Genomic DNA, 19043 nt, shown 5'->3' with positions numbered 1-19043 from the left:
AACAATCAGCGACCTGTTAACACCCTTTTCTAGGCTATATAGCGGGAAAGATAACCAAGTACCGCTAGGTAGAGCAGTAGCAGCAGAGCGATTGACAGGTGCTTCTTCAGTTTATTGTCATTAAAATACTTCATAAGCCCCTCAAGAGTAATGATAACAATTTTAACAACTTGTTATCATTTGTGGTAGCGATATTTTTATAAACTGGGTCACACTCTTTCTGTGGCGGGTCCACGGGTTCCGAGGTACAGTTAATACTCTACTTAAGCATCTGATGGCCAAGGAAATAGCATGTCTGAGACCAATAAGCCCGTTGTTATCGAGCATGAAGCCGAACAAGCACCGCGGCGCGAGAAGAAATCGAGCTACATCAAAGACAGCGCCAGTCGGGTACTTAATATTGCGCAGACATATGGCCTAGACGCGCTGCTGCAAACGGACAAACCAGAGAAAAGCACCCTTGAACGCGCACTGGTTCGCGAGCGGAAGCGCAAAGAGATTAGACAGAAAAACCTCGAACAAATCCTCAAACTTGCGCATATTTCCTGTAAGGATGAAACCGCTGGCGATCCAGACCAAGATTGGCTCTATCGCTATTTCGATATGGCGCAAGAAGTCCACAATCACGCTATGCAGCGCTTATGGGCTCAGGTACTGAAGCGAGAGGTGACCAATCCTGGTTCTACCTCGATGAAAGCACTCAAAGTCTTGCAAGATATGACGCCTAAAGAAGCGCAAATTCTTCAGCGTGCGGCAACCTTGGCGTGCAGTTTTGGTGGAGACAATAGCCGAAAGTTGCTGGTCGGCTATCGAGCGCAGGGAGGAATATTCAGTTTTGGGAAACGAACAACAACCAGCAATATCAATGTCGGCAATTATCAGCTCCCTTACTCCAGCTTACTGGTGCTATTTGAACTCGGCCTGATGCATGGTACCGAGCTCGAATCTGGCGAAATTGAGTTAGACTCTCCGCTGCCCTTACTTTATCAAGGAAAACAGTTGGCGTTACAAGCGCACAGTAAGGGTGTTCGTTTGATCTACTATCGGTTTAGCCCCACTGGCAACGAGTTGTGCAAGCTGCTGGGCAACAAGCCGAATATGCAGTATTACGACCAGTTGGTTGCGATGTTAAGCCAGAAATTTACTGCCAGCACCGAAGCCTCCCCGAGCATCGATACAACAGCTTGATGCCAAGCGGGATAATTTGCTGACCAGATATTAATCTCGATGGGATAGCGTCCCCCTTGCCGAATAAAAAACGCCAACCCGATTGGGTTGGCGTTATTACAATTGAATAGCTCAAATTTGTTGAACTGGCAGTCTACAAGGCTGCCAGCCTCTCGGCAATTAAGCTTTAAACGCTTTAAATGCGTTAATCAGACCGTTAGTCGAGCTATCGTGCGAGCTGATTTCAGACTCATCGGCAAGCTCAGGTAGGATTTGGTTCGCGAGTTGTTTACCTAGCTCCACACCCCACTGGTCGAAGCTGAAGATGTTCCAGATAACACCTTGTACGAAGATCTTATGTTCGTACATCGCAATCAGATTACCGAGTGTACGTGGCGTGATCTGCTTAACCAAAATAGAGTTAGTTGGGCGGTTACCTTCGAACACTTTAAATGGTGCCAGAGTCGCCGCTTCTGCTTCGCTCTTACCTGCTTTAGCAAATTCCGCTTTTACCGTTTCTTCAGATTTACCAAACGCTAGTGCTTCCGTTTGCGCGAAGAAGTTAGACATGAGTTTCTGATGGTGATCGCTCGCTGGGTTGTGGCTGATTGCCGGCGCAATGAAGTCACAAGGGATCAGCTTAGTACCTTGGTGGATCAGCTGGTAGAACGCGTGCTGGCCGTTTGTGCCAGGCTCACCCCAAATAATTGGACCTGTTTGGTACGTCACAGCATTACCGTCACGGTCAACGTATTTACCGTTAGATTCCATGTTGCCTTGCTGGAAGTAAGCCGCAAAACGGTGCATGTACTGATCGTAAGGAAGAATCGCTTCAGACTCTGCACCATGGAAGTTGTTGTACCATAGGCCAATCAAAGCAAGGATGACTGGGATGTTGCTCTCCAGTTCCGTTGACGCGAAATGGTTATCCATCTCGTGTGCACCATCAAGTAGCTCAACAAAGTTGTCGTAACCTACAGCAAGCGCAATCGAAAGACCGATAGCTGACCATAGCGAGTAACGACCGCCAACCCAATCCCAGAACTCAAACATGTTGTCGGTATCAATACCAAACTCAGAAACCGCGCTAGCGTTAGTAGACAGGGCGGCAAAGTGCTTAGCTACGTGAGCCTGGTCGCCAGCAGATTTCAGGAACCAATCACGAGCAGAGTGCGCGTTAGTCATGGTTTCTTGCGTGGTGAATGTCTTAGACGCAATCAGGAATAGCGTTGTTTCAGGATCAACTTTCTTTAGAGTCTCAACGATGTGGGTACCATCAACGTTAGAAACAAAGTGCAGATTTAGGTGGTTTTTGTAGGGTGCCAGCGCTTCGGTCACCATGTAAGGGCCAAGGTCAGAGCCGCCGATACCGATGTTAACGATATCGGTAATTGCCTTGCCTGTGTAACCTTTCCACTCACCGCCGATCACGCGCTCTGTGAATGATTTCATCTTTTCTAGCACGGCATTGACAGCTGGCATTACGTCTTCGCCATCAACCATCACTGGCTTGTTGCTGCGGTTACGCAGAGCAGTGTGCAGTACTGCGCGATCTTCGGTTTTGTTGATTGCTTCACCACTGAACATCGCCTCGATTGCCGCTTTTAGCTCAGTTTCATTCGCCAGAGCAAACAGGTGCTTGAGCGTCTCCTCGTTAACCAAGTTCTTTGAGTAGTCGACAAGAATGTCTGAGCCGAAGCGTGCTGAGAATTTATCAAAACGAGCTGGATCTTGAGCAAACAGCGCTTTCATATCCATATCTTGTGCCGATTCAAAGTGCGCTGTCAGCGCTTTCCAAGCTTGCGTTTGCGTTGGATTGATATTTTTCAACATGGTACCTATCCCGATGTTACAGTAGGTTCTATTCCATACAGTCTAGCGAAAACTGGTGGAATCCCCGATTAAGCAAAATAATAATATTAGGTGTGTTTAGGCAAAATGCCACTAATACCAGTCTAGATAAAATAGTGTTCAGATATTTATTCTGATTGGCATTCACACCCTTTGTAATTTTTTTTCAAGCGCACATTATGACGCAGGTGAGTTACCCTCACATTGAGTTAGGTCACGTTCCCTGTTCCAAAAGTGAACAATAACCTAAAACACACTGAGAATTTTAACACTAACCTTGATTAAGCTTAACCATTTGTCACAACACTTCTAGGATAGTTCGGTTTATGTGGACACAAACAACACTACATCTCAAGGCTCGGCGACGCGGGTTTCATCTCATTACCGATGAAATTGAACAACAATTACCGCAAATCGCCGAATATTCTGTGGGAATATTACAGCTTTTCATCCAGCACACCTCAGCGAGTTTGACCATCAATGAAAACGCAGATCCGACTGTCAGGCATGATATGGAAAAGCACTTTAATCAGTTTGTGCCTGAGTGAGCGCCATACTACCAACACACTTATGAAGGCGATGATGATATGCCTGCGCACATCAAAGCTTCAACACTTGGATGCAGTGTGATGATTCCGATAAGCCATGGACGCTTAGCACTGGGAACATGGCAAGGCATCTATCTGGGTGAGCACAGAGATCATGGCGGAAGTCGACGCATTGTCGCCACCCTGCACGGCCAAAAGTAAACAGCAAAAAGCCGGCTAAGTGAGCCGGCTTGTTGTTGTGTGTCATCTCTAGCGAATTACTCGCTGTATTCCATGTCCACTCGCGAGGTCAATTTGGTCACCAGTTCATAGGCAATCGTACCAATATGCTCAGCGACCTCCTCAACAGGGAGCGCTTGTCCCCACAAGGTGGCTTCGTCACCCACTCTGTCTATCGCATCAGGACCAAGGTCGACGGTCAGCATGTCCATTGATACCCGCCCGGCAAGTGGTACCTTGCGGCCATTCACCCACACAGGCGTGCCGTAAGGCGCCATTCTTGGGTAACCGTCGCCGTAACCAATCGCAATCACACCAACCTTGGTGTCACGCTCACTGGTCCAAATCCCACCGTAACCAACGCTCTCACCGGCTTTTACGTCTCGTACTGCTATCAAATGAGATTTAAGTGTCATCACTGGTTGGTAGCCCATCTGCTGAGCATTTTTTTCACCGAATGGGGACACGCCGTACATAATAATACCTGGCCGTACCCAATCGAGTTGACTGTCCGGCCAAGCGAGCAAGCCTGCTGATGCTGCTAGTGAGCGCTCACCTTCGCAACCTTCGGTCAAAGACATAAACAGCTCGGTTTGCTGGTTGGTGGTCGACTTATCCAGTTCATCAGCACAGCCAAAATGGCTCATGTAGCGCATTGGCTTGGCCACATTGGGGCATGCTTTCAAACGGCGGATAAAGTCGGGGTATTGCTCTGGTCTCACCCCTAAGCGGTGCATACCACTGTCTATTTTTAACCACACGACCACGGGTGTCTCGAGTTGGGCTTGCTCGAGCGCGACTAACTGCTCTTCGCAATGAACCACAGTCTGAATATTATTGGTCACAAGCACGGGGAGATCGCCTGGAGAGTAAAAACCTTCCAACAGCAAAATCGGCTTAACCACCCCACAAGCCCTTAGCTGTAGCGCTTCTTCGATACGGGCTACGCCAAACGCATCAGCACCATCGGCACTTTTCGCAATATGGCGTAAACCATGGCCATAGCTATTTGCTTTGACCACTGCCATCACTTTGCTGTGCGGCGCTTGCTGTTTAATCTGTGCTAGGTTGTGCTTGAGCGCCGCCAAATCAATGTAGGCGGTCGCCGCTTTCATATGGGTCATAAATTACTCATCGTCCATATCGAATGCCGGGCCTGCATAGTTATCAAAGCGTGACCATTGACCTTGGAAAGTCAATCGCACTGAACCGATAGGGCCGTTACGCTGCTTACCTATGATAATTTCCGCTGTGCCTTTCATCGAACTATCAGGGTTATACACCTCATCACGGTAGATAAACATGATCAAGTCGGCATCCTGCTCGATAGAGCCGGACTCACGTAAGTCAGAGTTTACGGGGCGTTTATCCGCACGTTGCTCAAGGGAGCGGTTAAGCTGCGACAATGCCACCACCGGAACATTTAGCTCTTTAGCCAGCGCTTTCAGTGAGCGTGAAATTTCGGCGATCTCTAGCGTACGGTTGTCGGACAAAGAAGGGACTCGCATCAACTGAAGGTAGTCGACCATGATCATCGACAAGCCACCATGGTCACGAGCAATGCGTCGCGCACGTGAACGCACTTCGGTTGGCGTCAGACCTGAGCTGTCATCGATGTACATGTTCTTCTTCTCCATCAGAATTCCCATGGTTGAAGAAATGCGTGCCCAATCTTCATCATCGAGCTGACCCGTACGAATCTTGGTTTGGTCAACACGTGACAAGGACGCCAACATACGCATCATAATCTGTTCTGCTGGCATCTCCAGCGAGAAGATCAGCACCGGTTTTTCCTGCTCCATCGCGGCGTTTTCGCACAAGTTCATCGCAAACGTGGTTTTACCCATCGAGGGACGTGCAGCAACAATGACCAGATCAGAGCCTTGTAAACCCGCTGTTTTCTTATTTAAGTCAGTAAAGCCGGTGTTTACCCCAGTCACACCATCTTGCGGTGTTTTATACAAAAGCTCGATGCGCTCTAGGGTCTTCTCCAGGATATTGTCGACGTTCTGCGGGCCTTCATTTTCGTTGGTGCGCGATTCTGCGATGGCAAAAACTTTACTCTCGGCAAGATCGAGTAAATCTTCGGAGGTACGGCCTTGTGGGTCGTAGCCAGCATCAGCAATTTCATTGGCAACACCAATCAGATCACGCACTAAAGCACGCTCAGCGACAATGTCCGCATAGGCATTAATATTGGCTGCACTTGGCGTGTTCTTCACCAAATCGGCAAGGTAAGCAAAGCCGCCAACATCGTCCAACTGCTCCCGCAGCTCAAGAAACTCTGACAAGGTGATCAGATCGAGCGGTTTGTTGTCTTCCAATATCGCCTTGACCGCTTCAAAGATCAGACGGTGTGGTCGGCTATAGAAATCTTTGGCCACCACCCGCTCGGCGACTGTATCCCAGCGCTCATTGTCCAGCAGCAAACCGCCGATAACCGACTGTTCTGCCTCCAATGAGTGAGGGGGAACTTTGATCGCATCCACTTGTGCGTCGCTAAACTTCTTGTTTCGGTAATCTATTTTCGCTTCAGCCATGGTTCTGCTCAACAACTTGCTCTAGATCGCTAATTATAACGAGATTGGCACTGATGTCTGTAACAAAGCAAGACTTTGTCGGGTTCTCATGTAGAATTAACTTGTCGTTGACCATATTTGAGGACATTCGTCCTATTATTGCCCACTGAATTTTTTAACTAGAGGTTGCGAGTGTCTAAACTTTGGCTGTTATGTATAGGAGCACTGACCCCAATGCTCGTCTATGCAGATGATCAAGGGACAGTAGATGCACAAAGCGAGCCCGAATCACCATGGAAATCGGAAGTGGAGTTTGGCTACCAATCGCATACTGGCAACTCTGATTCGCGCGCGCTCAATTCGCGCCTTAGTGCCGAGTATCTCAAAGGTCGTCACCGAACCCACGGCGAATGGAAATACTACCTGCTCTACAAAGATGGCAGTGAAGATAAGCGCCAATCCACTTACTCAATGCAGAGTGACTACAAGTTGGGAGCAAGCACCTATTTATATGGAAGCTTTCGCGGAGTCGACTCTCTCTACAGTGCCTACTTCAAAGATTACACCCTGTCTGGCGGTCTCGGTTATCAACTGACTAATACCGACAAATTACTGGTCGAACTTGAACTCGGTCCTGGTTTCCGTTACCAAGAACCCAATCTCGACGAGATAGATGATAAGGATATTGTTTTTCCAGAAACGGTTCGTGAAGCCATATTCCGTGGCAAGCTAAATGCCAGTTGGAAAATACTCGATACTTTGCACGCTTCAGCAGACATTACCATTGTGTCAGGACGCAGCAATACGCGTACTGATAGTGAAATTAGCGTCACCAACAATATAACCGAAGCGATCGCACTAAGTATCAACCACTCGCGCCAATATCATGACCGCGTACCCGATGGATTACAAAAGTCTGACTCGATATTCTCGGTCAACTTGTTGTTTGTATTTTAATGCTCTCCACACCCCAGACATAAAAAAAGCACCTGCGAACAGGTGCTTTTAGAATACGTCTTGATACTGAATTATTCAGCAGCAACAACTTGTAGGTTAACTGTCGCGAACACTTCTGCGTGAAGTTGAACGCTGATCTCGAACTCACCAGTGTTACGTAGTGCGCCTTCAGGAAGACGAACTTCACTCTTAACCACTTCAACGCCAGCTGCAGTGATTGCATCAGCGATGTCGCGAGTACCGATAGAACCGAATAGTTTACCTTCGTCACCTGCTTTAGAAGCGATAACAACAGCTTCTAGAGCGTTAACTTTCTCAGCGCGAGCTTCAGCAGCAGCAAGTTGGTCTGCAGCTTTTGCTTCAAGTTCAGCACGACGTGCTTCAAACATTTCAACGTTAGCTTTAGTTGCCATAACTGCTTTACCTTGAGGGATAAGGAAGTTACGAGCGTAGCCAGACTTAACGTTAACAGTTTCGCCTAGAGCACCTAGTTTGCCGATTTTATCAAGTAGAATAACTTGCATTGTTTAATTCCTCTTTTTAAAAACGAACCGATTACTGATGCTTGTCAGTGTACGGTAGTAGAGCTAGGTAGCGAGAACGTTTGATCGCGCGAGCTAGTTGACGTTGGTACTTAGCGCTTGTACCAGTGATACGGCTAGGTACGATTTTACCAGCTTCAGTGATGTAGTTTTTAAGAGTTGCTACGTCTTTGTAATCAATCTCTTGTACGCCTTCTGCAGTGAAACGGCAGAATTTACGACGACGGAAGAAACGAGCCATGGGCTATCTCCTGATCTTAAATTTGAGTAATGTTGTCGGCATGCAGCACCAATTTTCCCACGCCATTTCGGCCGGTTTGATAGGCGACAAAGCCCCCTACCTTAATGCTACTGCCTTGTACTAAATTCTGAGTGAATGCTTGTGACCTTTGCCCGCTGACGACGACCGGCATACGACAATAAACTTGTCTCGGTAGGTCAGCTTCAATAACAGTAGAGCGATGCTCTAACCAAAATCGACAGTGTTCAATGCCACTGGGACTTTTACTCCGAACGGGCGGTTTGGCGATAGTGCCAGATAGCTCCATTCGATTGGTCATAAGGCGAATTACTCAGCAGCTTCTGACTTAGCTTCAGGCTTAGCTTCAGAACGCTCTTCACGACGTGGAGCACGCTCTTCTTTTTGCTTAAGCATGATAGATTGCTCAGTGATCGCTGCTTTAGTACGCATGATCATGTTACGTAGAACTGCATCGTTGAAACGGAAAGCAGTTTCTAGCTCATCAATTACAGCTTGGTCAGCTTCAACGTTCATTAGAACGTAGTGAGCTTTGTGAAGCTTGTTGATTGGGTAAGCCAGTTGACGACGACCCCAGTCTTCTAGACGGTGGATTTTACCGCCAGCTTCAGTGATTGAACCAGTGTAACGCTCGATCATGCCAGCAACTTGCTCGCTTTGATCTGGGTGCACCATGAATACGATTTCGTAATGACGCATTGGTTGCTCCTTACGGATTATTCAGCTTCCACAGTTGGCTCAGTCATCCAGAGGAAGCAAGGAACTAAAGATAATTGACTGAGTTTAAGGAGCACGAATAGTACAGAAACAAACCTGTTTAAGCAAGCGAAATGTGCGGTGAAAAAAGCACGCCCGCTGTTGAGCGAGCGGGCGTGTTTTATAGTCAAGTCGATGTGTGTGGCTTAAGGCTAATCTTCATCGTCATCGACGTATTGAGCCTGAAGGTAATTTTGAATCCCGGTCATCTCAATCAAACCTAATTGGGTTTCGAGCCAATCCACATGCTCTTCTTCATCTTCAAGAATTTCTTGGAAAAGATCGCGTGACACATAGTCGTGAACATCTTCAGCATAAGCAATGGCATTTTTTAAATCGGGTATTGCTGCCATTTCTAGTTTTAAATCGCACTCAAGCATCTCTTGAGTGTCCTCGCCGATCATCAATTTGCCTAAGTCTTGCAGATTGGGCAGTCCCTCGAGGAACAGAATGCGTTCGATGAGATGGTCAGCGTGTTTCATCTCATCAATGGACTCGTGATACTCTTTATCAGCGAGGTGCTTTAAGCCCCAGTCTTTATACATGCGGGCATGGAGAAAATATTGATTGATTGCGACAAGCTCGTTGCCGAGCACTTTGTTGAGATGTTGAATAATGATTGGATCGCCTTTCATGACAAACGCCCTCCTCTTTGGCTCCTTTAACTCTAGTTCCAAATAGCAGGGTGTCAAAAACGGCTCAGCTTTATCGCTAGCTGGCTTGCTTCAATTGTAGATAACTCGTTTCGGCCAAAATCTCTTTCGTCGGCTTAATGCACTTGCCACATTGACTGCCCAACGCCGTGCATCTTTTTATGCCTTTAATGTCCGTAATGCCTTGCTCAACGGCTAACTTCCTAATTTTCTTATCTGAAATGCCATGACAAAGACACACATACATCGTCAGTTACTCCTATACCACTCGACAAAGAAAATATAAACAAGAACAGTTATCATTTCTAGTTGTATTTAAGCCATGGTCAGAACCTTTTGTTATATCGGCTTGTTCACTGTAGCGGTTATTCAATGCCTTAGCGAAAATCGAAATCAATTGAGTTCTTGAGCAGGCTCAATAGCCGTTATTTTTCAGTCAATTATAACTAGAGAAAACTCTTGTGCTCTTATAACTAAAAACAAAAAAGGGAAGCCGAAGCTTCCCTTTTTCAGATGCGTATTCTTCTCGGAAGAAGAGGTGTGCAGCCTTCAAATAATTGCTAAGAATTAGTCGAAGATCTTAGCAACAACACCAGCACCAACTGTACGGCCACCTTCGCGGATTGCGAAACGTAGACCTTCGTCCATCGCGATTGGTGCGATTAGCTCTACAGTCATCTTGATGTTGTCACCTGGCATTACCATTTCTACGCCTTCTGGTAGCTCGATGTTACCAGTTACGTCAGTTGTACGGAAGTAGAACTGTGGACGGTAGCCTTTGAAGAATGGAGTGTGACGACCACCTTCATCTTTAGACAGTACGTAGACTTCTGATTCGAACTTAGTGTGTGGGTTGATTGACTTAGGAGCCGCTAGTACTTGACCACGCTCTACTTCGTCACGCTTAGTACCACGTAGAAGTGCACCAACGTTCTCACCCGCACGACCTTCGTCTAGAAGCTTACGGAACATCTCAACACCAGTACAAGTAGTTGTTGTAGTCTCTTTGATACCTACGATTTCTACTTCGTCACCTACAGTTAGGATACCGCGCTCGATACGACCTGTTACTACTGTACCACGACCTTGGATTGAGAATACGTCTTCGATTGGCATTAGGAATGGCTGATCGATTGCACGCTCTGGCTCTGGGATGTAGTTGTCTAGCGCTTCTGCTAGTTCAACGATCTTGTCTTCCCACTCTTTCTCGCCGTTTAGGGCGCCAAGAGCTGAACCTTGGATTACTGGTAGGTCGTCGCCTGGGAAGTCGTACTCAGATAGAAGCTCACGTACTTCCATTTCTACTAGTTCTAGTAGCTCTTCATCGTCAACCATGTCACATTTGTTCATGAATACGATGATGTATGGGATACCAACCTGACGGCCTAGTAGGATGTGCTCACGAGTCTGAGGCATTGGGCCGTCAGTTGCAGCAACAACTAGGATACCACCGTCCATCTGTGCAGCACCTGTGATCATGTTTTTAACATAGTCAGCGTGTCCTGGACAGTCTACGTGTGCGTAGTGACGAGTTGGAGTGTCGTACTCAACGTGAGAAGTTGCGATTGTGATACCGCGCTCACGCTCTTCTGGAGCGTTATCGATAGATGCGAAGTCTTTCGCTTCACCGCCGTACACTTTAGCTAGAGTAGTACAGATTGCAGCAGTTAGAGTTGTTTTACCGTGGTCAACGTGGCCGATAGTACCAACGTTAACGTGCGGTTTAGTACGTTCAAATTTTTCTTTAGACACGATCGTGTTCCTTCCTAGTTATGATTCGCCGCGATCCGAATTGATCGAGACGCGCCAGAAATTGCTATTTTATGCGCCAACGCATGTCAGCGCAATATTTCGACGCTTTGATCTTAAAAAAAGCTAGACTTTTTTTCAGTTCAAGGCGCTTTGTTTAGTAACCACGGTCTGCAATGATTTTCTCTGCGAAGTTTTTCGGTACTTCGGCGTACTCATTAAACTCCATAGAGTAAGACGCACGGCCTTGAGTTGCAGAGCGTAGGTCAGTTGCGTAACCAAACATCTCAGATAGCGGAACTTGTGCGCGGATGATCTTGATCCCCGCCACACCATCGTCCATACCTTCGATCATGCCGCGGCGACGGTTAAGGTCACCTACAACATCACCCATCCAGTCTTCTGGAGTTGTTACTTCAACATTCATCATAGGCTCAAGAAGAACAGGTTGCGCTTCAAGTGCACCTTTCTTGAATGCCATCGAGCCGGCGATCTTAAACGCCATTTCGTTAGAGTCAACATCGTGGTATGAGCCATCAAACAATGTGGCTTTGATATCTAGCACTGGGTAACCCGCTAGTACGCCACTGTTCATTTGCTCTTCGATACCTTTCGCTACCGAACTGATGTATTCCTTAGGAACCACACCACCCACAATTTCGTCGACAAAGACAAAACCTTCGCCAGGTTCAGATGGCTCCAGTTTGATCCATACGTGACCATACTGACCACGACCACCAGATTGACGAACAAACTTACCTTCGACTTCCGCGTTACCACGGATAGTTTCACGGTACGCCACCTGAGGTTTACCAACATTACAGTCAACGCTGAATTCACGCTTCATACGGTCAACGATGATATCTAGGTGTAGTTCACCCATACCAGAGATCAAGGTTTGTCCCGTTTCATCGTCCGTTTCTACACGGAATGATGGATCTTCTGCGGCTAGCTTACCTAGTGCAATCGCCATCTTTTCCTGATCCGCAACAGAGCGAGGCTCTACCGCGATCTGAATAACCGGATTCGGGAACTCCATGCGCTCCAGAATCACCTTATGGTTTTGATCACACAAGGTATCGCCGGTTGTTACGTCTTTTAGACCGATCGCTGCAGCGATGTCACCCGCACGAACTTCTTTGATCTCTTCGCGCTTATTTGAGTGCATCTGCACGATACGTCCGAAACGCTCTTTCTTCTGCTTCACCGAGTTATAAACGGCGTCGCCAGAGTTCACCACGCCAGAGTAGACACGCATAAAGGTCAGCGTACCAACGAATGGGTCAGTGGCAATTTTGAACGCGAGCGCAGAGAAAGGTTCGTTGTCGTCCGCATGGCGCTCAACTTCATTTTCGTTTTCGTCGATGCCCTTGATCGCAGGAACGTCGACTGGCGCAGGTAGGTATTCAACCACTGCATCAAGTACCGCTTGCACACCTTTGTTTTTGAACGCACTACCACAGGTAGCAAGAACGATTTCATTGTTTAGTGTACGAGTACGTAGTGCTTGCTTGATTTCTGCTTCAGTCAATTCACCTTCTTCAAGGTACTTGTCCATCAACTCTTCAGATGCTTCTGCCGCAGCTTCGACAAGGTTCATGCGGTACTCTTCCGCAAGTTCAACCATGTCGTCAGGGATCGCTTCATAAGTGAAGGTCGTGCCTTGGTCTTCTTCGCTCCAGTTGATCATCTTCATCTTGATCAGATCAATCACACCTTTGAAGTCCTCTTCTGCACCAACGTTAAGTTGAATAGGGACAGGGTTTGCACCAAGGCGGTTTTTGATTTGCTCGACGACACGAAGGAAGTCAGCACCTGCGCGGTCCATCTTGTTAACAAACACCAGGCGTGGAACATGGTACTTGTCGGCTTGACGCCAAACGGTTTCTGATTGAGGTTCAACACCAGACGAGCCACAGAAAACCACAACCGCACCATCCAGTACGCGCAAAGAACGCTCTACTTCGATAGTGAAATCTACGTGTCCAGGGGTATCGATGATATTGATGCGGTGGTCTGGGAATTGGGCTTCCATACCACGCCAGAAGGTTGTCGTAGCAGCAGAGGTGATAGTGATACCACGCTCTTGTTCCTGCTCCATCCAGTCCATGGTAGCAGCACCATCGTGAACTTCACCGATTTTGTGAGAAAGACCAGTGTAGAACAGAATACGTTCACTTGTGGTTGTTTTACCTGCGTCTACGTGAGCGACGATACCGATATTGCGGTAGCGCTCTATAGGTGTTTTACGAGCCACGATTGAATCCTCTTGAATTAGGGACTATTGCTATTTCTAGTTGCATCTCGCCCAATTTGGACAATTTTTGCTAGCCCTAGATATAGCAATAGTTCCTAAGCTTGCGCATAGGAACTAGAGTAGCGCCGCGAGGGTTCCCGCGGCACTGAAAGGTATTACCAACGGTAATGTGCGAACGCTTTGTTAGCGTCAGCCATGCGGTGAACGTCTTCACGTTTCTTAACCGCAGTACCTTTGTTCTCAGACGCGTCTAGCATTTCAGCAGCTAGGCGTTGAGCCATAGATTTTTCACCACGCTTACGCGCAGCTTCAACCAACCAACGCATAGCAAGTGCGTTGCGGCGAACCGGACGTACTTCTACAGGTACTTGGTAAGTTGAACCACCTACACGGCGAGATTTAACCTCTACCGCTGGGCGAACATTTTCAAGAGCTTCTTCAAATACAGCTAAGTGATCTTTACCAGATTTCTCAGCCATAGTGTCTAGTGCAGTGTAAACAATTTTCTCTGCAGTAGATTTCTTTCCGTCAACCATTAGGATGTTAACGAATTTTGCCAGCAGTTCAGATTTGAACTTTGGATCTGGAAGGATCTTACGCTGACCGATGACGCGACGACGTGGCATGGAGTTTCTCCGTTGTCTTATTCTTCAGGTTATCCAAAACTTTACAGTTTCTTCAAAAATTAAAATTTAATTTTAGTGTTTGGCCTTACTTAACGCTTCTCTCTTAAAAAGAAGGGCATTAAGACTTAGGACGCTTCACACCGTACTTAGAACGACCTTGTTTACGGTCATTTACGCCAGCACAGTCTAGTGCACCACGTACTGTGTGGTAGCGAACACCCGGAAGGTCTTTTACACGACCGCCGCGGATTAGAACAACACTGTGCTCTTGAAGGTTGTGACCTTCACCACCGATGTACGAAGTTACTTCGAAACCGTTTGTTAGACGTACACGACATACTTTACGTAGTGCCGAGTTAGGTTTTTTAGGTGTAGTAGTGTAAACACGAGTACATACACCACGTTTTTGTGGGCACGCTTCTAGTGCAGGCACGTTGCTTTTAACAACTTGCTTTGCACGTGGCTTACGTACCAACTGGTTAATAGTTGCCATTAACTAGCTCCTGATTTACTTGAAAGTAAGCTTTGTGAAAAATCTAGCCCTAACTACCATCGGCAGTTAGGGACGCAAAATTCTATTCAGCAGTGAGATGTGTGTCAAGAAATATACGGATCTTTTTTGTCCAATAAGGGCATTTCATCCGTAAAGCGTACTCGACAGGAAATGAGGGCTAATCCCAGGTAAGAGATTTGGCTTGTTTTACGGTCAGCTCGACAAAACCGGCGTAATCGACCACCGTGATCGAGGGACTAATGCGTTGATGAATACCTCGAGCTTGCAAGTCATTCTCGAGTGCAGACACAGATAGCCCTTGCAGCTGATGAAACGCACTGTGTTGAGCCACAGCAGCGTAGACCGCTTCTTCAATCAGTAGTAGCTCATCGTGTTGTTGACAGAGTCGCACTGCATCACTGAGTGCTGAGACCGATTTGATGATATGTAACATAATCCCCTCAAAATGACAGCAGTTTACCGGCCTGTTGCAATTGCTGTTGCACCTGCTCGACAGCAAGCAGTTGCGCATCAATCACTAGATCAACGTGGGCTAAACCTCGCTGCTGCAATGACTCTTGGCAGACGAACACCTGCTCAATGTCGTACAGGTCAAAAAGCTTTAACATCGGTGCGTAGTCTTTACTTAGGATAGCGTTTGGGTCTTGGCCGAGCAGCAACTGATAAACACCATCGCCCACAAACAACACGCTAATATCCTCACAGTAAGCAGACGCCGCGAGCAGCGCATCGACCCCTTCGCGGCCTGCATTTGAACTATGAGGAGCGGTTCTAAATAGATAGGTTAACTGACTCAAAACTGCACCACTCGGTCTTGGGTTAACATCGCTTCAGCCAAGCTACCTAGCCCGGCCTGCTCAAACCCTGAAGCAAGATTGCTTTGCGTAAGGCCATGTTGACTGGCTTCCTCTTCCCCAATAATACCTCGACGCAGCGCAGCGGAGACACAAGTTTCTAAGCGGATATTGTGCTGCTTAGCCAGGGTTTGCCAGGCTTGGGTGAGATCAAATTCATCATTCGCAGGGACACTCAATGCTGTGCCATTGGTCACACCATCTTGGTAGAAGAACACGCTTACCAGAGTATGGCCTTGTTCAATCAGTGCCTTGGCAAACAGATACGCACTACGCGCGGATTGGCGTCCGTAAACCGGTCCATTGACCACTAGGGTGTAAGTCAGACCACTCACGATTATTCATCCTCAGTTTTACGCTGACGAATGTAGAGATAAACCGTATGTTTAGAGATATTGAGGCGGTCCGCCACGCGGTTAATCGCATCTTTAATATCAAAAATCCCTTTGTCGTACAGCTCCATGACGATCTGACGATTTTTGGTGTTGTTCGAGACTGACTTGTCGGCATTGATCTCTTCGATTGTCCGTTCCACAGTTTGGTCAACCAGCTCTTCCACATCACTGGCAAAGTTAACCGAAGAGGCGGCTTGCTTGGCTTCTTCCGTCGGCATGAACGACTGCAATACCTGAGAGAAGGGAGCGTCGAGGTTGACGTTGATACACAACAAGCCAATGACGCGGTTCTCCCCATTACGGATCGCTACCGTAATAGATTTCATCAGCACGCCGCCTTTAGCACGGGTAAAGTAGGAGCGCGAGAAGTTACGTTCAGAACCTTCAATGTCTTTAAGCATCTTCAGCGCGAGGTCGGTGATTGGCGAGCCTACCTGACGCCCGGTATTCTCACCGTTGGCAATTTTGATCGCAGACGTGTTCAAGTCTTCGAGTGAATGAAGAACAATTTCACAAAACGGACCGATAAGGCTCGCGATGCCATCGACCACCGCTTCATACGATCGCAGAATTATTTTGTCGTGCTCGCTAAATGGCATCACATTGACAGATTCCATTTCGAGCAACATATCCGTGTTTACTGTTTCTGTAGTGGTCACTTTTTAAGCCTTAGCGCGAAAAATCAACAAATTGGTGTAAGTTTATCAGAAATTTTGATAAGCACACCTAGCTAACCGACTATCTAGTGATTTAGAACAAAAAAATTCGCCGCTTGAAGTCACGCTTTAGTGACAAAAAAGGCCTAGCAGATGCTAGGCCTGTTGTTTATCACTATCTTTACTTACTGAGCGGCTTCTTCACCGTTGTCAATTTTCAGCAGTTCAACTTCAAACACTAAGGTCGAGTTTGCCGGAATCGTTGGGGTATCTTGCTCACCGTAAGCAAGTTGTGGTGGAATCACGAACTTAAACTTAGAGCCCACTGGCATTAGCTGTACGCCTTCTGTCCAACCAGGAATCACTCGGTTTAATGGGAAAGTGGCAGGCTCGCCGCGATCGTAAGAGCTGTCGAACTGTGTGCCATCAATCAGCGTACCTTTATAATGAACCTGAACCGTATCTGTGTCTTTTGGCTGCTCACCCTCTGCTGGTGTCAGCACTTGATACAGTAGACCGGTATCGGTTTTCTTCACACCTTCTTGCTGTTCGAACTCAGCTTGGAATGCTTCACCCGCTTTTTTCGCTTCTGCTGCTTTCTCAGCCGCTTGTTGCTGCATGGTTTGGGCTACGCGTTGATCCAATGCTTCAAGTGCCGCGCGCGTCTCTTCTTCGCTCAATTCTGGGTTACCAGCGAAAACATGCTCGATACCTTTAAGAACTAAATCTTTATTTAGTGTGATACCGATTTCGCTAGGCTTGTCTAAACTGGTGCTGAGGTAGTTAGCAAAAGAAACGCCAATCGCATACGCGGCTTTGTCGTCTTCTGTTTTGAATGCCACTTGCTTACCCGTTTCGGCTTGAACTTGTTCAGCCGCTGGTGCGGTGTCTACTTTTGGCTCTTCTTCTTTCTGACAGCCAGCAGCCAGTGCAACAGTTGCAGCCAGCAGTGACACTTTAAAAATCGATTTCATTTAACTCTCCAATTGAGACTTTTGTCTTTGTGCACAAATCTTTAAGAAAGACTGGTACCCATTAGCATGTTGTACCAATATAACCAATATGCGCTGTAATTAAACGTAAACCAAGCGGATATTTGGACTCAATGCGTATAATTTTTAACTCACTTATCATTACATTTGTCATCATCGGGTTAAATGGCTGTTTTTTCTCCAGCAAAGATACCCAACGATGGACCATCGAGCCCCAAGGTACCACCAGCTTCGCCTTGAGCCGTGATGCCCGCTTTGCACTTCTTTACTCAAAAGAGCATCAGCTTGTGCTGTGGGATCTCTATCAAGGCCAAGAGCTCGCTTCTTTGGGCGCACAAGACCCACAAGCCAGTACCGTGTCTCGTATCCGTATCTCCGACAATGGCCGCTTTGCCGTCACCGCGACGCAGATAAACTTTGCCGTTTGGGATCTTGCTTGGACCCAGGCACAAGGGCTTTGGTCGATTTCTGACGGCTTGATTCGTGATATCGATATCGCCAGTAATGGCGAGCAAGTTTTGTTGGGGCTCTCCAATGGCAAAGCGATTTACGTTCACTTAGTCACAGGAAGGCGCTTAGAGTTCCTTGCGCACAATGAAAAAGTGAATACCGTTGCACTATCGCCGAATGGTCGATTCGCGCTAACAGGGGGAAACGACTACAAAGCCTACTTATGGGATACCCAGACAGGGCAAGTCCTCAAAACGTTTGAGCATGAACAACGCGTTAATCGTGTTGCTTTGCACCGCGATGGCAAATACGCATTTACTTCCGATGGCGGCAATCAAGCTATTATCTGGGACTTAACCACTGGCGAGCCGCTATCCAATCTGAGCAGTTTTTCACGCCAGCTGATTTTCTCTACCGCTCGCTTCTCTGACGATGGTCGCTACCTAGTAACAGGCACCCCATCAAGCAGAGTCATGGTATGGGACAGCCACAGTGGATCGAGAGTCGATGGATTTGAAGCCGAACCCCTAAAAGATACTCGCCCTCCACGCGCTGTGGTGTATGATGCTGCCTTTGATACGCAAAATCGCGTGATTTCGGGCACCTCTGCAGGTATTGCCCAAGCTTGGAATGTGGATTATTAGTGATGACAAAGCAGCAAATAGAAGCGTTGGAAAGCCGAGTCAATGACTTAGAGTGTCAATTGGCTTTCCAAGAACAGACGATTGAAGAACTGAATCAGGCCCTTAGCCAACAGCAGCTGTTGATCAGCAAAATGCAAGACCAGATGAAGTATGTAGTAGGTAAAGTCAAAAACATCGACTCTTCAAATCTGGCTGACCCGTCAGAAGAAACGCCGCCACCGCATTACTAGCCAAACACATAGGCGATAACGCCACCAGCCACGACTAGGCAACCACCTATACGTCGCAGTTGCGTGTCTGGTTGTTGGCTTAATTGAGCTACCATATTGCGCCACCCATTTGGGGCAATTAACGGTCCTAACCCTTCGACGATCAACACTAGCCCAAACGCTAGCCACAATGAATTCGACATAGTTCTCTCGACTAAAAAAATAA

23 protein-coding genes and 1 pseudogene are annotated in these 19043 nt (G+C 47.3%); 5 read left to right on the top strand and 19 right to left on the bottom strand.

From position 1 onward, the window contains the following. The first annotated feature begins 291 nt into the window (after window positions 1-291). Window positions 292-1188, top strand: coding sequence for a TIGR03899 family protein (locus tag MTO69_RS01515; RefSeq protein ID WP_248330490.1), 897 nt, complete (start codon window positions 292-294; stop codon window positions 1186-1188). Between the two features lie 159 nt (window positions 1189-1347). Here the strand turns inward: MTO69_RS01515 and pgi are convergent, their stop codons facing one another. Continuing rightward, window positions 1348-3000 carry a glucose-6-phosphate isomerase gene (gene pgi / locus MTO69_RS01510; protein ID WP_248330489.1) on the bottom strand — a complete coding sequence of 551 codons (1653 nt, stop codon included), beginning with the start codon at window positions 2998-3000 and terminating at the stop codon, window positions 1348-1350. A gap of 344 nt (window positions 3001-3344) precedes the next feature. Between pgi and MTO69_RS01505 the strand changes: the two are divergent. Continuing rightward, window positions 3345-3767: pseudogene (locus MTO69_RS01505) on the top strand (secondary thiamine-phosphate synthase enzyme YjbQ). A 56-nt stretch (window positions 3768-3823) separates the two neighbouring features. Here MTO69_RS01505 and alr read toward each other — a convergent pair. Next, window positions 3824-4900, bottom strand: coding sequence for an alanine racemase (gene alr / locus MTO69_RS01500; RefSeq protein ID WP_248334219.1), 1077 nt, complete (start codon window positions 4898-4900; stop codon window positions 3824-3826). A 12-nt stretch (window positions 4901-4912) separates the two neighbouring features. After that, window positions 4913-6325: a replicative DNA helicase gene (locus MTO69_RS01495; protein WP_248330487.1), complete on the bottom strand. Its 1413-nt coding sequence runs from the start codon at window positions 6323-6325 to the stop codon at window positions 4913-4915. A 213-nt stretch (window positions 6326-6538) separates the two neighbouring features. Between MTO69_RS01495 and MTO69_RS01490 the strand changes: the two genes are divergently transcribed. Then, on the top strand, window positions 6539-7261 hold the full coding sequence (locus MTO69_RS01490) for a DUF481 domain-containing protein (RefSeq protein WP_248330485.1): 723 nt from the start codon (window positions 6539-6541) through the stop codon (window positions 7259-7261). Window positions 7262-7332: 71 nt separating this feature from the next. Here the strand turns inward: MTO69_RS01490 and rplI are convergent, their stop codons facing one another. The 15 genes from rplI to fkpA form a co-directional block, all read right to left on the bottom strand. Next, the gene (rplI, locus tag MTO69_RS01485) at window positions 7333-7785 is read right to left on the bottom strand and encodes a 50S ribosomal protein L9 (protein ID WP_248330483.1); all 453 of its coding nucleotides are present in this window, start codon (window positions 7783-7785) and stop codon (window positions 7333-7335) included. A gap of 31 nt (window positions 7786-7816) precedes the next feature. After that, window positions 7817-8044, bottom strand: coding sequence for a 30S ribosomal protein S18 (rpsR, locus tag MTO69_RS01480; RefSeq protein ID WP_000090472.1), 228 nt, complete (start codon window positions 8042-8044; stop codon window positions 7817-7819). Window positions 8045-8060: 16 nt separating this feature from the next. Beyond that, entirely contained in the window at window positions 8061-8363 is a 303-nt protein-coding gene (gene priB / locus MTO69_RS01475) for a primosomal replication protein N (RefSeq protein WP_248330481.1), read from the bottom strand. An 8-nt stretch (window positions 8364-8371) separates the two neighbouring features. Continuing rightward, window positions 8372-8761, bottom strand: a complete 390-nt coding sequence (rpsF, locus tag MTO69_RS01470; protein ID WP_005381299.1) for a 30S ribosomal protein S6 — start codon at window positions 8759-8761, stop codon at window positions 8372-8374. Between the two features lie 209 nt (window positions 8762-8970). After that, the gene (gene bfr, locus MTO69_RS01465; RefSeq protein WP_248330479.1) at window positions 8971-9453 is read right to left on the bottom strand and encodes a bacterioferritin; all 483 of its coding nucleotides are present in this window, start codon (window positions 9451-9453) and stop codon (window positions 8971-8973) included. A 76-nt stretch (window positions 9454-9529) separates the two neighbouring features. After that, complete coding sequence (locus tag MTO69_RS01460) at window positions 9530-9718, bottom strand: (2Fe-2S)-binding protein (protein ID WP_176288785.1); 189 nt, start codon at window positions 9716-9718, stop codon at window positions 9530-9532. A 320-nt stretch (window positions 9719-10038) separates the two neighbouring features. Next, a complete protein-coding gene (tuf, locus tag MTO69_RS01455) occupies window positions 10039-11223 on the bottom strand; it encodes an elongation factor Tu (RefSeq protein ID WP_248330413.1) in 1185 nt (394 codons plus the stop codon). 154 nt (window positions 11224-11377) lie between these two features. Further along, a complete protein-coding gene (fusA, locus tag MTO69_RS01450; RefSeq protein WP_248330477.1) occupies window positions 11378-13477 on the bottom strand; it encodes an elongation factor G in 2100 nt (699 codons plus the stop codon). 155 nt (window positions 13478-13632) lie between these two features. After that, window positions 13633-14103 carry a 30S ribosomal protein S7 gene (gene rpsG / locus MTO69_RS01445; protein WP_045957025.1) on the bottom strand — a complete coding sequence of 157 codons (471 nt, stop codon included), beginning with the start codon at window positions 14101-14103 and terminating at the stop codon, window positions 13633-13635. 118 nt (window positions 14104-14221) lie between these two features. Beyond that, entirely contained in the window at window positions 14222-14596 is a 375-nt protein-coding gene (rpsL, locus tag MTO69_RS01440; protein ID WP_004399892.1) for a 30S ribosomal protein S12, read from the bottom strand. 178 nt (window positions 14597-14774) lie between these two features. Continuing rightward, the gene (gene tusB, locus MTO69_RS01435; protein WP_248330475.1) at window positions 14775-15050 is read right to left on the bottom strand and encodes a sulfurtransferase complex subunit TusB; all 276 of its coding nucleotides are present in this window, start codon (window positions 15048-15050) and stop codon (window positions 14775-14777) included. Window positions 15051-15057: 7 nt separating this feature from the next. Further along, on the bottom strand, window positions 15058-15414 hold the full coding sequence (gene tusC, locus MTO69_RS01430) for a sulfurtransferase complex subunit TusC (protein ID WP_248330473.1): 357 nt from the start codon (window positions 15412-15414) through the stop codon (window positions 15058-15060). After that, window positions 15411-15806, bottom strand: a complete 396-nt coding sequence (gene tusD / locus MTO69_RS01425) for a sulfurtransferase complex subunit TusD (protein ID WP_248330471.1) — start codon at window positions 15804-15806, stop codon at window positions 15411-15413. Before tusD ends, tusC begins: the two co-directional genes overlap by 4 nt. A 2-nt stretch (window positions 15807-15808) precedes the next feature. Further along, complete coding sequence (locus MTO69_RS01420; RefSeq protein ID WP_248330469.1) at window positions 15809-16525, bottom strand: helix-turn-helix transcriptional regulator; 717 nt, start codon at window positions 16523-16525, stop codon at window positions 15809-15811. A gap of 182 nt (window positions 16526-16707) precedes the next feature. Then, window positions 16708-17496: an FKBP-type peptidyl-prolyl cis-trans isomerase gene (fkpA, locus tag MTO69_RS01415; protein WP_248330468.1), complete on the bottom strand. Its 789-nt coding sequence runs from the start codon at window positions 17494-17496 to the stop codon at window positions 16708-16710. A gap of 131 nt (window positions 17497-17627) precedes the next feature. Here fkpA and MTO69_RS01410 point away from each other — a divergent pair, with 131 nt between their 5' ends. Together MTO69_RS01410 and MTO69_RS01405 are read left to right on the top strand one after the other, a co-directional pair. Then, window positions 17628-18608: a WD40 repeat domain-containing protein gene (locus MTO69_RS01410; RefSeq protein WP_248330467.1), complete on the top strand. Its 981-nt coding sequence runs from the start codon at window positions 17628-17630 to the stop codon at window positions 18606-18608. A 2-nt stretch (window positions 18609-18610) separates the two neighbouring features. Then, window positions 18611-18838, top strand: a complete 228-nt coding sequence (locus tag MTO69_RS01405) for a SlyX family protein (protein WP_248330466.1) — start codon at window positions 18611-18613, stop codon at window positions 18836-18838. On the opposite strand, the gene MTO69_RS01400 is transcribed toward MTO69_RS01405, so the two are convergent. Continuing rightward, window positions 18835-19020 (bottom strand): DUF2065 domain-containing protein, encoded by a 186-nt coding sequence (locus MTO69_RS01400; RefSeq protein ID WP_248330465.1) that lies wholly within the window; start codon window positions 19018-19020, stop codon window positions 18835-18837. The genes MTO69_RS01405 and MTO69_RS01400 overlap by 4 nt on opposite strands. Window positions 19021-19043: the final 23 nt, after the last annotated feature.

Origin of the sequence: Vibrio sinaloensis, from assembly GCF_023195835.1 — a bacterium.
Classification (GTDB): domain Bacteria; phylum Pseudomonadota; class Gammaproteobacteria; order Enterobacterales; family Vibrionaceae; genus Vibrio; species Vibrio sinaloensis_C.
Note: the sequence above shows the minus strand (reverse complement) of the source record. Positions and strands in the feature narration are given on the sequence as shown.